Origin of the sequence: Enterobacter sp. PL1 (assembly GCF_945957325.1) — a bacterium.
Taxonomy (GTDB): domain Bacteria; phylum Pseudomonadota; class Gammaproteobacteria; order Enterobacterales; family Enterobacteriaceae; genus Enterobacter; species Enterobacter roggenkampii.
The window spans coordinates 74,405-89,057 of the sequence record NZ_CAMFKT010000005.1 but is presented as its reverse complement, the minus strand read 5'-3'; the positions used below and the strand labels follow the sequence as shown (position 1 = coordinate 89,057).

12 protein-coding genes are annotated in these 14,653 nt (G+C 58.4%); 6 read left to right on the top strand and 6 right to left on the bottom strand.

Annotated features, from left to right (window positions below):
* Window positions 1–26: 26 nt before the first annotated feature.
* Both N6P30_RS06510 and N6P30_RS06505 read right to left on the bottom strand, forming a co-directional pair.
* Complete coding sequence (locus tag N6P30_RS06510; protein WP_023293924.1) at window positions 27–1,709, bottom strand: alpha,alpha-trehalase; 1,683 nt, start codon at window positions 1,707–1,709, stop codon at window positions 27–29.
* A 102-nt stretch (window positions 1,710–1,811) separates the two neighbouring features.
* A complete protein-coding gene (locus tag N6P30_RS06505; protein WP_008502659.1) occupies window positions 1,812–2,768 on the bottom strand; it encodes an AraC family transcriptional regulator in 957 nt (318 codons plus the stop codon).
* Window positions 2,769–2,883: 115 nt separating this feature from the next.
* Here N6P30_RS06505 and N6P30_RS06500 point away from each other — a divergent pair, with 115 nt between their 5' ends.
* Complete coding sequence (locus tag N6P30_RS06500; RefSeq protein ID WP_058673527.1) at window positions 2,884–4,071, top strand: MFS transporter; 1,188 nt, start codon at window positions 2,884–2,886, stop codon at window positions 4,069–4,071.
* A 41-nt stretch (window positions 4,072–4,112) separates the two neighbouring features.
* Here the strand turns inward: N6P30_RS06500 and gap are convergent, their stop codons facing one another.
* Window positions 4,113–5,123, bottom strand: a complete 1,011-nt coding sequence (gap, locus tag N6P30_RS06495) for a type I glyceraldehyde-3-phosphate dehydrogenase (RefSeq protein ID WP_021240396.1) — start codon at window positions 5,121–5,123, stop codon at window positions 4,113–4,115.
* Between the two features lie 78 nt (window positions 5,124–5,201).
* Window positions 5,202–6,182: a GlxA family transcriptional regulator gene (locus N6P30_RS06490; protein ID WP_058673528.1), complete on the bottom strand. Its 981-nt coding sequence runs from the start codon at window positions 6,180–6,182 to the stop codon at window positions 5,202–5,204.
* A 148-nt stretch (window positions 6,183–6,330) separates the two neighbouring features.
* Between N6P30_RS06490 and N6P30_RS06485 the strand changes: the two genes are divergently transcribed.
* Window positions 6,331–7,302 (top strand): fatty acid desaturase, encoded by a 972-nt coding sequence (locus N6P30_RS06485; protein WP_154827295.1) that lies wholly within the window; start codon window positions 6,331–6,333, stop codon window positions 7,300–7,302.
* Window positions 7,295–8,053, top strand: coding sequence for a phosphate/phosphite/phosphonate ABC transporter substrate-binding protein (locus tag N6P30_RS06480; RefSeq protein WP_023294034.1), 759 nt, complete (start codon window positions 7,295–7,297; stop codon window positions 8,051–8,053). Before N6P30_RS06485 ends, N6P30_RS06480 begins: the two co-directional genes overlap by 8 nt.
* On the opposite strand, the gene N6P30_RS06475 is transcribed toward N6P30_RS06480, so the two are convergent.
* Window positions 8,032–8,928, bottom strand: coding sequence for a LysR family transcriptional regulator (locus tag N6P30_RS06475; protein WP_023294033.1), 897 nt, complete (start codon window positions 8,926–8,928; stop codon window positions 8,032–8,034). The two genes, N6P30_RS06480 and N6P30_RS06475, sit on opposite strands and share 22 nt — an antisense overlap.
* Window positions 8,929–8,949: 21 nt before the next feature.
* Window positions 8,950–11,238: an FdhF/YdeP family oxidoreductase gene (locus N6P30_RS06470; protein WP_058673529.1), complete on the bottom strand. Its 2,289-nt coding sequence runs from the start codon at window positions 11,236–11,238 to the stop codon at window positions 8,950–8,952.
* Window positions 11,239–12,242: 1,004 nt separating this feature from the next.
* On the opposite strand from N6P30_RS06470, the gene N6P30_RS06465 reads away from it, so the two are divergent.
* From N6P30_RS06465 to tssK, 3 genes are read left to right on the top strand one after another with little or no spacing between them, the layout of a single operon-like run.
* Complete coding sequence (locus N6P30_RS06465) at window positions 12,243–12,737, top strand: hypothetical protein (protein WP_023293804.1); 495 nt, start codon at window positions 12,243–12,245, stop codon at window positions 12,735–12,737.
* Between the two features lie 23 nt (window positions 12,738–12,760).
* Window positions 12,761–13,264: a type VI secretion system lipoprotein TssJ gene (tssJ, locus tag N6P30_RS06460; protein WP_023293803.1), complete on the top strand. Its 504-nt coding sequence runs from the start codon at window positions 12,761–12,763 to the stop codon at window positions 13,262–13,264.
* A gap of 28 nt (window positions 13,265–13,292) precedes the next feature.
* The gene (gene tssK / locus N6P30_RS06455) at window positions 13,293–14,636 is read left to right on the top strand and encodes a type VI secretion system baseplate subunit TssK (RefSeq protein WP_021240388.1); all 1,344 of its coding nucleotides are present in this window, start codon (window positions 13,293–13,295) and stop codon (window positions 14,634–14,636) included.
* The last annotated feature ends 17 nt before the right edge of the window (window positions 14,637–14,653 follow it).

The following is a 14,653-nucleotide window of genomic DNA, read 5'->3' as shown; positions in this document are numbered from 1 at the left end:
CGTAGCCGCCACCCGGCAATACTCCCTTACTGCGCCGATGCTTTCACCGGCGCCACCTCGTCATTCGCCGCAGGCCGATTCTCCGGCACGCTGTCGCACGGTTTCTCTTTCGGGCAGACCCGGTCCAGCATCTTCAGGGTCACGCCGTTGCTCCAGCCGAAGCCGTCCTGCAGCGGATATTCGCCGCCGCCGCCCGTACCGGTGGTCGACACGTCATACTTCTCGACCAGTTTCTTTTCCCGGTCATAGGTATGCTGAACGTTTTTCAGGAAGCGCCAGGTCACGTCCATCGAGACCTTCTCTTGCCCGTAATTCTGCAACCCTTCCGCCGCCACCCATTGCAGCGGAGCCCAGCCGTTTGGCGCATCCCACTGCTGGCCGCTGTTGACGGTGGTGGTCGCTATCCCGCCCGGCTTCAACAGACGAGAGGACGTTGCCGCGGCGACTTTTTCGGCACGATCCTGCGCCGCCGCCTTGACGTAAAGCGGGAACAGGGCCGCCGCCGTGAGCTGATTGCGTACCTTCTTGCTCTTCAGGTCGTAATCGGCGTACCAGCCCTCTTTATCATTCCACAGGTGGCTCTCGATGGCTTTCTGGCGCGCGGTGGCCAGCGTCTCATACTTGCTTGCGCTGGCGGCATCGCCGCTCTCCTGGCTTGCCCGGGCCAGCAGTTTTTCCATCTTGAACATCAGGGCGTTCAGGTCCACGGGCACAATGCTGGTGGTCCGGATGGTGCCGAGTTTTTGCGGATCGTCCATCCAGCGGGAGCTAAAGTCCCAGCCCGAAGCCGCGGCGGACCGTAAATCACGGTAGATCTCGGTTGCCGGTCGGTTAGGGTTACTTTTCGCGGTATTCACATCGTCAAGCCAGGACTCCGGGCGCGGCGTATCGCGGTCGTCCCAGTAGCGGTTGAGGACAGCGCCGTCATCCAGTTTCACCACGCGTTTGTTGGCCTGGCCCGGCTGCAGGGCATCGACGCCGTCCATCCAGTAGGCATACTCTTTCTCCATCTGCGGACGATATTTCTTCAGCGCGTCGCTGTCATGGGTCGCCAGCAGTTCAACCATCAGTGAGAAAAACGGCGGCTGGGAGCGGCTCAGGTAATAGCTGCGGTTGCCGTTGGGAATGTGGCCGAAGGTGTCGATCTCATACGCAAAGTTATCCACCATGTCGCTGATTTTGTCCCAATGATCGCTCTCTGCCAGTCCCAGCATGGTGAAATAGCTGTCCCAGTAGTAGACCTCGCGGAAACGTCCGCCGGGCACAACGTAGGGCTTCGGTAACGGGAGAAGGGAATCCCATTTGTTGCTGGCTTTATCGGTAGTGCGCGTCAGTACGGGCCAGAGATCGTCAATGTGCTCACGTAAACTTTGTCCAGCAGGCGGAACGTATTTTTCCCCTTCCGCAGGGAGCGTAAAGTTCATCTCGACAAAGTGGCGTAAGTCAAAGCTGGACTGCGTATGCTGCATCCGGTAGTCCGCCAGAATCATCAGCGGGTCGCTTTTGGGGACGGCATCCGCAAAGGTTTTCTGATCGGGAAACAGTTTGGCGCTCTGCACATCGTTAAACAGAGGGCCAAGTAAAATATCGGGTGAGGTTGTCTGGGTTGCGGGGTTATCGTCGGCATAGCCCAGTGTCGTTACGCCGAGCAGCGCGCCGCCTAACGCAAGGGGCAAAAACGCGGGGCGTAGTGTACGAGGTCTTATCATCAGTTCGTCTCCTGTCTTCACTAAACAGCGTGACCGCTGTTGTCAATCACCTGAAAACCTTAGACGAATATTGCCCGCTTCGCGTTAAATATTGCCGCGCTTTCAGACCTCTTCCGCGGTCTGGCTGGCTTCCCGCAGCGTGCCCGGCGCATGGCCAATGATGCGCTTAAACGCCCGGCTAAATGCCGCCAGAGAGCCATATCCCAGCCGCAGCGCGACCGTTTCAATGGGCTGGTTTTCATGACGAATATACTGAATGGCCAGCCGCATTCTCAGCTCGCTGAGATATTTTGCCGGGGTGGTTCCCGTCGCCGCGAGAAACCGTTCCGCGAAAACGGAGCGGGACGTGCCTGCTTCTTTTGCCAGATCCGCCACGCTCCAGTTCAGCCCTGGCTGCTGGTGCATGGCGTAAATGGCCCGGCTCAGGCGCGGGTCGCGCAGCACCTGCACCCAGCCGGTGGCTTTGCCACAGCCGCCTTCAACCCAGCCCCGCACAATTAACGCCGCCACCACGTCGGCCAGCCGCGCAAGGATCCCGGCATACCCGGCCTGACGCGCCGCGGATTCCCGCTCCATCGCCGCCAGCAGCGGATGAATTTCCGGCCAGGTGGACATCAGCCGGCTAACCATCATCACTTCCGGCATCGCCTTGATCAGCGGCTGCATCCCGCCCAGCTCAAAATCCATGCACCCGCTAAAAATAAGGGTGTTCTCGCTCTCAGGGCAGGGCTCGCAGGTAATGGCGCAGACCGAGCTGCAGATAGGCTCGCTCGGGAAGGCGTTGACCGGGGTAAGGGTGGCCTGCTCGTCAGAGAGCAAAGCGTGGGAATTCCCGCCGGGAATAAAGAGGGCGTCGCCACCGCTCAGTTCGAACGTTGCGCCACTCTCCATGCGCAGCAGGGCGCTACCGTGGCTCACAAAATGGAACTGTGCCCGGCCGGGAGCCTGATGAAACGCGACGCCAAAGGGCGCACTGGCTTCAATCCGCCGGTATTTCACGCCTGACAGGCGCATGCCCCGTAAAAGTTCGCTGATCAAATCGGGTGACTGTACGGTCATGGCGCAACTCCGGACGAATAATCAATAAGTGGAGATTATATGTCATAGATCGTCCAGGGTGAACCTTCTATTCTTTTGCGACAGTAGTCACATTTTTATAACGGGAGATCAACAGATGAGTTCATGTGTCGCGGCGAGCGAGGTGGTAGCGCCTGCAAAACCCGCCTGGCGGGCCGTCTATTCACTGGGGCTGGGGGTATTTGGTTTGATTACGGCAGAATTTCTGCCCGCCAGCCTGTTAACACCCATGGCCGCGAGCCTGGGCGTGACCGAGGGGATGGCCGGACAGGCTGTCACCGCCACCGCGCTGGTGGCGCTGGTCACCGGGTTGTTGATCACCCCGGCGACCAGGCGTATCGACCGCCGCTGGGTACTGATGTTTTTCTCGGTGCTGCAAATTATCTCCAGCCTGCTGGTGGCCTTTGCGCCCAACCTGCACGTCCTGCTCATGGGGCGTCTGCTGCTGGGGATAGCCATCGGGGGATTCTGGGCCATGTCGACGGCGACAACGATGCGTCTGGTTCCGGCGGATAAAGTGCCGATAGCGCTGGCGGTAATCTTCTCCAGCGTATCAATTGCCACGGTGGTCGCGGCCCCGCTGGGCAGCTATCTGGGCAGCCTGATCGGCTGGCGCAACGTCTTTGTACTCTGCATTCTGCCGAGCATGCTGGCGCTGCTGTGGCAGCTCTGGGGGCTGCCGTCCATGAAGCCGGAGAGCAGCGGTAGCCTGAGTACGCTGTTCCGCGTGCTGCGTCGTCCAGGGATGATCGGCGGCATGCTGGCGACCATTCTGATCTTCAGCGGCCATTTCGCCTTCTTTACCTACCTGCGTCCGTTCCTGGAGACGGTGGGGCAGGCGAGCGTGGAAACCATTTCATTGATCCTGCTGGGCTTTGGCATCGCCAACTTTGTGGGCACCTCCGTGGCCGGACATCTGCTGGCACGTAATCTGCGCCTGACGCTGGCGCTGGTGCCGTTTGCGATGGGCGTTCTCGCGCTCATGATGGTCGCCTTTGGTCATCTGGCGATGCTGGACGGGCTGCTGGTCGCGCTGTGGGGCTTTGCATTTGGTCTGGTTCCGGTGGGCTGGTCAACCTGGCTTGCGACCACCGTTCCGGATGAAGCCGAAAGTGCAGGGGGGCTGCTGGTGGCCTCAATCCAGCTGGCGATAAGCGCCGGTGCGGCCGGAGGTGGGGCGGTATTTGATCTTAACGGTGCCAGCGGCGTGTTCGCGGGCAGCGGTTTGCTGCTGGTGACGGCGATGGTGATTGTGTTTATGGGTGTGAAAGTGAAAGCGGAGTGATTTTTTAGCCGGGTGAGCGTTCGCGCCACCCGGCCTCAGGTTTACAGCCCTTTCTTATCCATCAATACCGCCAGATCCACCAGGCGGTTAGAGAAGCCCCATTCGTTGTCATACCACGCCAGGATCTTCACCATATTCCCGCCAATCACCAGCGTGGAAAGCCCGTCGATAATCGAGGAGCGCGGGTCACCCTGGTAATCGCTGGAGACCAGCGGTTCATCGCTATAGCCCAGAATGCCTTTCAGAGGCCCGCTGGCGGCCGCGTTGCGGAACGCGTCATTCACCTCTTCGGCGGTCACGTTGCGGCTCAGCGTCACGGTTAAATCGACAATCGACACCACCGGCACCGGCACGCGCAGGGAGTACCCGGTCAGCTTGCCGTCCAGGGAGGGGATCACTTTCCCCAGCGCTTTCGCCGCGCCGCTGGAGTAGGGCACAATCGACAGCGCCGCCGCGCGGGCGCCGCGCAGATCTTTCTCCGGCTGATCGTGCAGCGCCTGGCTGTTGGTGTAGGCGTGCGTCGTGTTCATCAGGCCATGCTCAATTCCGAACTGCTGATGCAGCACCTGAGCGGCCGGTGCCAGACCGTTGGTGGTGCAGCTCCCGTTGCTCACCACCGCGTGCCGGGCGGGATCGTACTGGTCATGGTTGACGCCCATCACAATCGTCAGGTCGTCGTTCTTCCCGGGGGCGGAAATGATGACGCGCTTAGCGCCGCCGTGGGTGATATGCACCGCCGCTTTCTCCCGCTCGGTGAAGAAGCCGGTGGCCTCAATCACCACGTCTACCCCGGCATCACGCCACGGGATATTCGCCGGGTCGCGTTCGCTAAATACCACGATCCGCTGGCCGTCTACCTGCAACGCACCGTCACCCGCTTCAACGGGCGCGGGCAGTTTGCCCAGAAGGGAATCATGCTTCAGCAGATGGGCGAGGGTTTTACTGTCCGTCAGATCGTTAATGGCCACAATCTGCAGATCCGGGTTGCCCAGCGCCGCGCGCAGGACATTACGTCCGATACGGCCGAAACCGTTAATACCGACCTTAACCATGGTGCACTCCTTATCTCTGTTGTCTGGAGTCACTGTAGGCGTCGGGCCGTTTGGCGTAAACGACAAAAAAGGATCAGATTACGCCATCTTGCGGCAGTGAAAGCGCTGGCGGTATTCGCCGGGCGTGAGGTGAAGCTGTTTCTCAAAGATGCGGCGTAAATTAATGCTGGTGCCAAAGCCGCTTTGCTCTGCAACGCGCTCAAGGGGATCGCGGGTTTGCTCAAGCAGCTGGCGGGCGGCGGCCAGACGCGCTTCGGTCACGTAGCGGGCAGGCGAGACCCCGGCCTCGCGGGTAAACACGCGGGTGAAGTTACGCGGGCTCATCGCCGCTTTCTCGGCCAGGTTCTCCACGCACAGATCGGCGGTGAGGTTCTGTAGGATCCAGCTTTGCACTTCGCCTATCGGCCCTGCTGTGCCCGGCTGCTGCAGGCTGTAGCGGCTGAACTGCAGCTGTCCGCCGGGACGTCGCAGGTACATCACCATATCCTGCGCCACGTCGCGGGCGAGGGTAAATCCGTAATCGTCTTCCACCAGCGCCAGGGTCAGATCAAACCCGGAACTCACGCCGCCGGAGGTCCAGATGGGGCCGTCCTGAATGTACAGCGGGCCGCCTTCGACCTGGATTGACGGGTACTGGGCTTGCAGGGTCTCCAGCAGCCGCCAGTGGGTGGTGGCGCGGCGACCGTCCAGCAAGCCGGTCTGGGCCAGCAGCATCGCGCCGCCGCAGACAGAGGCGATTCGCCGGGCGTGCGGCGCAGCGAGGTGCAGCCAGTCCACAACGGCTATGCTCTCCTGCTCGTTCATGCCGCGTCCGGTGATGATAATGGTGTCCAGCGGTTCGCGCGGATCCAGCTCCGGCAGACGATAGTCCGCCAGCAGGTTCAGACCGGACTGGCCGTGGATCACCTGGTGAGGCTGCGTGGTGGCGATGATAATCCGGTAGCGGGGTTGCGCAAGCCCTTCCGGATGCAGCCGATTGGCCTGCATCAGAATGTCGGCGATACCGGCGGCTTCAAACAGCATGCCGCCGTCGGGAACGATAATCAGGATCTTCTTCATGTCCTGAAAAGTACCTTTAATACAGAATAAGTCAAGCGTGCCCGTACTTCACGTTTCTGGCAAAGCAAAGCGATTTAAGTTGTTTGTGATTTCAGGCGTAATCCCCGATCGTCAGGGCTCTGTCTCTGGCGAAACGGCGTCTGAAGGAATGGGTAAACGAAGCTCCCTCTATTTACATCCGCAACAACGCAATCAAATTCACCGCCTCGCGTCGGGTTTCTTATGGCGAAGCGAACTGCCCACCTGGCTGTTAATGTTCACGATTTATGCGGGCTGGTTTGCCACGCTGGCGTTCTGCCAAACGCTCGGCCTGCTGCCCGCCACGCTGCTGCTGATCGGGTTTACCGCCTGGTACATGTCCCTACAGCATGAGCTTATCCACGGGCATCCCACCCGTTTTGCCTGGCTTAACCAGCTGTTCGGCACGCTCCCGCTGGCGGTCTGGTATCCGTATGGCCTCTACCGGGATTCCCATCTGGCCCACCATCGGTACGATAGCCTGACCCATCCGGTGGATGACCCGGAGTCGTACTATTTTACCGAGGCGAGCTGGGCGCGCTTTTCCCCCTGGCAGAAGCGCCTGATCCGGGCCCGAAATACCTTTGCCGGGCGGCTTCTGCTGGCGCCGCTGCTGGATATCGTCCAGACTCTGGGCAGCGCCGGGGCGGCGTTTCGTCATCTTCACCTGCGGGCGATGACGATGTGGCTGGTTCACATCACGCTGCTGGTGGCGCTTTTCGCCTGGATGACGCACGTCGGTTTTTCCCCCGTCTGGTTCGTGCTGGCGGTCAGCTATCCGGCGCTGGCGCTGACCAAGGTGCGATCGTTTCTCGAACATCGCGCAGCGGACGATCCGCTGGCACGCTCCGTCATTAACGAGGCCGGGCTGTTCTGGCGGATACTGTTTTTAAATCTCAACTACCATTCAGTACACCATGATTTACCGGGCGTGCCGTGGTACGGGCTGAAGGCGATCTACCAGCAAAACCGGGAGGCGTACCGGGAGCGAAACCGCGGTTTTCTCGTCAGGGGCTACGGTGAATGGCTGCGCCAGTTCTGGGCCAGGCCCGTCGACGTCACCGTTCACCCCGGAAAACAACAGGAGGAGGGATATGAGTAACCTGCTGGCGTTTCCCATGTATGCGGTGGATCGCGCCGACACCCGCGCGCTCTGGCTGGCGGTCAAGGGGCTGCTGGCCGCTCGCGGTGTGCCCGTCGAAGATGTCCCCGACGGGCCGGAGTCCGATCTGCTCACCCACTGGCAACAGCCCGGGCTTATCCTCAGCCAGGCCTGCGGTTATCCGCTCGTCACGCAGCTTCCGGACGTGCAGGTCGTCGGCTGTTTTCACTACACGGCGCCGGGCTGCGAAGGGATCCACTACCGCAGCGTTCTGGCGGTGCGCGAGGAGGATCGGCACCTCACGCTGGCGGATTTTCGCGGCCGACGGGCGGTCTGTAACTCTGCGGACTCGCAGTCCGGCTACAATGCGCTGCGAAAAAAAGTGGCGCCTCTGGTGGCTCAGGAGCCGTTTTTCGCGCAAACGTCCTTTAGCGGCAGCCATCGCCAGTCGCTGATTGATGTCAAACGCGGGGCAGGGGATATCGCGGCCATCGACTGTGTCACCTGGGCACTGCTGCAGCGTCACGAACCGGAAAGCCTGACGGGTCTGGCGGTCATTGACCATACCCCTCTGACGCCAGGGCTGCCGCTCATTACCTCGCCCCGCACCTCGCCTGAGACCCTGAACGCCCTTCGCGATGCGCTCCACGCGCTGGTGAGTTCGCCGGAGCACCGGGCCGTTTGCGACGCGGTGCTGATCCGCGGTTTTAGCGTGGTGACGCGTCAGGCCTACGCCTCATTGCTGGCGTGATAGATCTCCTGCGCGTCGGTAAAACAGCGCAGCGCCAGCGAGGAGACGGGTTTCTGCCGGCGCATAATCAGGCCGACAGGGGCCTCGATATCCGCGTCGGCGATGGGGACAATCCTGAAATGGCTGTTCAACTCTTCCAGCCCGTTGTTCAGCGGCATCACGGCACAGCACACGCCGCTTTGCACCGCCTGGATGATCTGGAACGTGGAGTCGCTCTCGAAAACGGACCTCGGTTCAATGCCAGCAGACTTAAAGCTGGCCTCCATATGCGCCCGATAATGCATCCCTTTGGTCAGGAACCCCAGAGGAAAATCCGTCAGATCGCGCCAGGTCAATGTCTCCTGGCCGAGCTGGAAATGGCGGACGTCGTGCAGCAGGCCCATCTTCGTTTTGGGAAGCTGGATAATATCGAACAGGCTGGTATCGATGCTGTTGAGATAGCAAATCCCCAGCTCAAGCTGATTGCGGCTGACGCCGTCGGCAATCTGCGCGGAAGACATGGAATAGAGGCTGTAGGTCAGCTCCGGGTATTTTTCCGTCAGCAGGCGAATAAAGATCATCGGATCCACGCTCGCCAGCGGCACCATCCCCAGACGGAGTTCGCCCACCACCTGACCTTTGCACAGCGCGGCTTCTGCCTGTAGCCCGTCATGTGCAGCCAGCAGCGCGCGGGCCCACGCGAGGATGCGTTCACCCTCCGGCGTAAACCCTTCAAAGCGCTGCCCGCGCACAATCAGTACCAGCCCGAGCTCCTCTTCCAGGCTGCGGATGCGCATGGAAAGGGTCGGCTGAGTGATGTTGCACTGCGAGGCCGCCTTGCCAAAATGGCGGGTCTCGTCGAGCGCGATTAAATATTTTAACTGTTTAATATCCATCGTTTTCTCTGCGCGATCGGCTTACAGCATGCGGATCTCTTTTGAGCGCAGGGTGATGCGAACCGGAACGGATTTATACGACGGCGTGCCGCTGTCCTTATCCAGATAATCAAGCGGGACCAGCACGTTGGCCTCCGGATAATAGGCCCCGACGGTCCCCGGCGCGATGTTGTACGCCACCACGGTAATGTCTTCCAGACGCTGTCCGTTGCCGGGCAGGGCGGTTTCGATATCCACGCGGTCGCCGTGTTCCAGCCCTGACTGCGCCATATCGTCTTCGTTCATAAACAGCACGTCGCGGCGGCCAAACACGCCGCGGTAACGGTCATCCAGCGCGTAAATGGTGGTGTTGTACTGGTCGTGGCTGCGCAGCGTGATCAGGCGCAGGACGTGCTCACCTTCACCGCTGGCGTTCTCGTGAACACCGTCGAAGACCGAGAACATCGCTTTTCCCGTCGCCGTTGGCCAGAGACGTTGCGTTGGCGGCAGCGGCATACGGAAGCCGCCGGGAACGCGGATCCGCGCGTTATAGTTCTCAAACCCCGGAATGGTCTGCTCGATCAGATCGCGGATGCGGTCGTAATCCTCAACCAGCGTCATCCAGTCCACGCGGGTATCCGGCAGGGTGGCTTTCGCCATGCCCGCGACGATAGCGGGTTCTGACCAAAGCAACGGAGAGGCGGGTTTGAGCTTGCCGGATGAGGCATGCACCATCGACATCGAGTCTTCAACGGTAATGGACTGGCGGCCGGTGGCCTGAACATCCAGCTCGGTACGGCCAAGACACGGGAGAATAAAGGTCTCTTTGCCCACCAGCAGATGGGTACGGTTGAGCTTGGTGCCGATGTGGACGCTCAAATCCAGGGATCCCATGGCCGGGAACCCGCGTTCATGGTCGGGCATCGCCACCGCAAAATTACCGCCGAGGCAGATGAGCGCCTTCGCGCGGCCGTCGATCATCGCCTGCGTGGCCTGCACCGCGTCATGGCCGTGGTGAGAGGGTGGCTCAAAGCCGAATACATCCTTCAGACTGTTCAGGAAGGCTGGCGTGGGTTTCTCGCTAATCCCGACGGTACGGTTCCCCTGCACGTTGGAGTGACCGCGCAGCGGGCATATTCCCGCGCCGGGTTTACCGATATTCCCGCGCATCAGCAGCAGGTCCGCAATCAGGCGGACGTTGGCCGTCCCTTTATTGTGCTGGGTAATGCCCATCCCGTAGGTAATAATGGTGGCATTCGATTTCGCATAGGCCTCAGCCACCTGTTTGAGTGCCCCCTGGCTCAGACCCGACTCGCGCTCAATGTCGTCCCAGCGGGTTTGTGCGATATCGTCGGCAAAGTCCTCAAAGCCCTGGGTGTGTTCGGCAATAAACGCGCGATCGAGCACGTCCCCGCGTTCGGCCTCCATTTCCAGCAGGTGTTTGGCAATCCCTTTCAGCGCGGCGGCATCGCCTCCGGCCTTCACCTGGAAATAGGTCGAGGCGATATCCGTGGAGCTGTAGGTCGCCATTTCAATCACGCTCTGTGGGTCGGCAAAACGTTCCAGGGCGCGCTCGCGCAGCGGGTTAAAGACGATAATCGGCACGTTGCGGCGGGCCAGCTCGTGGAGGGTTCCCATCATGCGCGGATGGTTAGTGCCGGGGTTATGGCCGATAGAGATCACCAGTTCAGTCTTATCAAAGTCATCCAGCGAGACGGTCCCTTTCCCAATCCCGATCGAACGGGGCAAACCGACGCTGGTGGCCTCGTGACACATATTCGAGCAGTCGGGGAAGTTGTTGGTGCCGTATTCACGGGCAAACAGCTGGAACAGATACGCCGCTTCGTTAGAGGCGCGTCCGGAGGTATAGAACTCGACCTGGTCCGGCTCGAGCCCGCGCAATACTTCGCCGATGCGTTGAAACGCCGCGTCCCAGTCGACGGGGCGGAAGGTGTCACTCGCCCGATCATAGCGCAGGGGGTGCGTGAGTCGACCGTAGCCTTCCAGCTCAAAGTCCGATTTTGCCAGCAGCGAGGAGACGCTGTTTTCAGCCAGAAACGCGGGGGTGACGCGTTTGCTCGTTGCTTCCCAGGTCACCGCTTTGGCACCGTTTTCGCAGAACTGGAACGTCGATTTGTGTTCTTTATCAGGCCACGCGCAGCCCGGGCAGTCGAAGCCGTCAGGTTGGTTAGTGCGCAGCAGCGTCGCGGGGGCGTCAAGGGTATCCATTTGGGTGCGTACCGCAATGGCCGTTGCTTTCAATGCGCCCCAGCCGCCAGCAGGGCCGTCATAGTGTCTGATGCCTGGCACCGAGCGTCTTTTCTTGTTCATACCCACTCCTGATTTGTTCGATCACACAACGCCTGAGCTCAAAAAATCACTGACGAGAGCAATAGGTGAAAGCAATGACGGCCGGATGGCAACGCACATACGGAACGGAAGAATGCCTTAACGCAAACTCTTTTTATTACAGTAATTTATTTGGTCTGGCGTTTAAATATTTAAAGAAATTATAACGAATTTTTATCATTTTAATAATAAATCTTATCTATCGTCCGGTAGGTGAGATAGATGGCGGTGAGCAGGAAAGTATGTAGCGGCAGTAAAACTTCGAATGAAGCTGATGTGCTGGAGATATCGCCGCGATTCGCGGCTGGTGGGCTGCTGGAGGCATTTTTCAATTGAGAGAATGGCAGGAAGGTTTACTCAGGCTTAATGAATAATAGATATAAGGTATACCTGACAGTGGAATTATTACGGCCGAAAATATACGCTTTTTTTGCGGCATGAAATTAACATCTTGCTGCATAAGTGAAATATTCTCACCCAGGCGATGAAGCGTCTTCAATATTAAAGATACCCTGTTAGTGCAACAAATAATTCATCAGAGATGTATTCCTTTGACATCAAAAAAACGCGAATTCTACTAATTATGGTAGTGGCGATAATAACGTGATTGCGTTAATGAAAGTGGTTCTCCTTTGTGTTTTTTAATATATAAAACATAAAGTTATGTCGTTTTGTGGCGAAGAAATAAGAAAGGGTGGGCCATAACGTTTTTTATCATAGGATTAATCCTATAATTTTCCGACTGCTTCATTTACCAACAGTTACGCGGCGGTAAATATTGAATTGATACGAAGCTCATGTAAACTTGTTTACCGTTTGTCAAAATATGTCAGGAAGACACTGGGCCTTATTCTGAAAGGCTCGTGCGGTAGCTATGCCCTTAAAGTAGTAACGCCCCGAAAATATCCTGGCTATCTTAACAATAGCACTTAAGTCAAACTTCATCCCCTTATCTCCATCATCGAAATATCGCTACGGAAAAGCATATGAAAATGCGCGTACTGTTTTCACTTCTGTTTGTAATGGCGGTGGCGGGCTGTAAAGCACCGCAGAAACCTGTGATTAACGACGATACGATCGAGACCAGCCAGGTCAACGGCGTCACCTTAACCCACCGTCACGCCGTGACGGCGCCGACGGAGTTCACGCCGGTTAACGAGCCGTATCGTGCCATGTATCCGGCCTCTCTGATGAGCCGTCCTGACTTCGGCGGTAAAGTTATCCGCACTCTTGATACCGGAAAAACGTACGTGGTGCTGGGTCAGGTTGAACACTACTGGATGGCGCTTGCCGATGAAGGTAACGAGCAGCTGATTGGTTACGTTCCGATGCGCGCCGTTATCAAGGCCGACCAGTACGACGCCGCCGTGCGTAAACAGGCCATTCGCCATAAGACGCGTAAAAAAGCGACCTGTGTCGATGTCGACGGCAACAGCAAAGCCTGCAAAGACAGCGCTAACGGTACCTGGATCCTGAACTAAACGGCTTTCATGAGCGCATTTTTATGAATAATAAAAATTTTCATAGGCTGTGGTTATTCTTTTACGCGATGATTTTCTCGCTGATCGGTGGTTGTTCGTCGTCTTCACACAGCGACCCCTCCCGCTACAATCTGCAGTTTCAGGCTCATCCACAAATCAATGAATCTGCGCCGCTTAAGGTTCGGGTGCTGTTGCTGAAATCCGATGCGGATTTCATGTCCAGCGACTTCTACTCCCTGCAGAACAACGCGTCAGCCACGCTTGGCGCGAATCTGCTGAACAGCGATGTGTTCTTCCTGATGCCGGGACAGCTGTCAAAAACTCTCAGCGGGCAAAGCTCGCCGGAGGCTCGCTACATCGGCGTGATGGCGGAGTACCAGGTGCTGGATGGCAAAAAATGGCGCGTTTCACTCCCTCTGCCCGTGCCTGGCGAAAATCATATCTACCAGTTCTGGAAATGGTCCGCCGATGAACTTCAGGCCAACGTTTTTCTCGACGTGAACGGCATTCGGGTCATCAGCCAGTAACGCGCTTCTAAACAGGAAACACATCATCATGACGAAAGCAGAAAAGGTCGTCTGGACCGAAGGCATGTTCCTGCGTCCACACCATTTTCAGCGGACTGAAAGCTATCTGCTCAACCATGTTCGTGAATGGGGCGCGCTGCAGCGATCGTATCTCTGGGGCTTTCTCGACGTTGAACTGGATGAAGCGATGCTTCGTCAGGGATGCATTGCCCTGAGCTACTGCAGTGGGCTGCTGCCGGACGGCACCTTTTTCCAGGTGCGCAACGGGCGCAACGGTCCTGTACCGCTGAAAATTCCTGACAATCTCACCAACGAAAAGGTGGTGCTCGCACTGCCGGTTCGTCGTGGCGAGAGAGAAGAGGTGATTTTCAGCGAAGAGCCATCCTCGCTGGCGCGCTTTATCGCGTTCGAGCAGGAGGTGGAGGACGATAACGCCATGTCGGTGGGGGATGCTACCGTCCAGTTTGGCCGCCTGCGTCTGACCCTGATGCTCGAAAAAGACCTCACGGCGGAGTGGACCGCCATCGGCGTGGCGTTTGTGACCGAGAAGCGTAACGACAACCACGTGCGGCTCGACAACAGCTACATCCCGCCGATGCTCAATGCCAATAACAGCCCGCAGATCTACAGCATGATCAACGATCTGCACGGCTTACTGGTGCAGCGCAGCCAGCAGATTGGCGGCCGTTTGCGCCAGCCCGGCCGCTTTAACACCTCTGAAATGATCGAGTTTACGCTGCTGTCGCTGGTTAATCGTCATCTGGGCGAGGTGTCTCATTTAAAAACCCTCCCGCTGTTGCACCCGGAAACCCTCTGGCGCAGCTGGCTGCCGTTTGCCACCGAGCTCGCCACCTGGACGTCGCAGCGGACCGCCGAAAGCGTGCTGCCGATTTACGATCATGACGATCTGGCGAACTGCTTCAGCAAGCTGATGCTGATGCTGCGTCAGGGGCTGTCGCTGGTGATGGAAGACCACGCTATCCAGCTGCCGCTTAACGAGCGCTCTCACGGCCTCAACATCGCCACGGTGCCTGAAACCAGCATGGTGCGAGAGTTCGGCTTCGTGCTGGCGGTCAAAGCCAACGTGCCGGGCGAACACCTGCAAACCCATTTCCCGGCGCAGATGAAGGTCGCACCGGTGTCGAAAATCCGCGATCTGGTTCAGCTTCAGCTGCCGGGCATTATGCTGCGCGCCATGCCGGTTGCACCGCCGCAGATCCCGTGGCATGCCGGCTACAGCTACTTTGAGCTCGAGAAGGGCAGCGAGCTGTGGCACGAGATGGATAAGTCCGGCGCATTCGCCCTGCACCTTGCGGGGGAGTTCCCGGGGCTGGATATGGAGTTTTGGGCCATCCGTAGCCCGACAGAATAATAAAGCGAGCGCTTAAT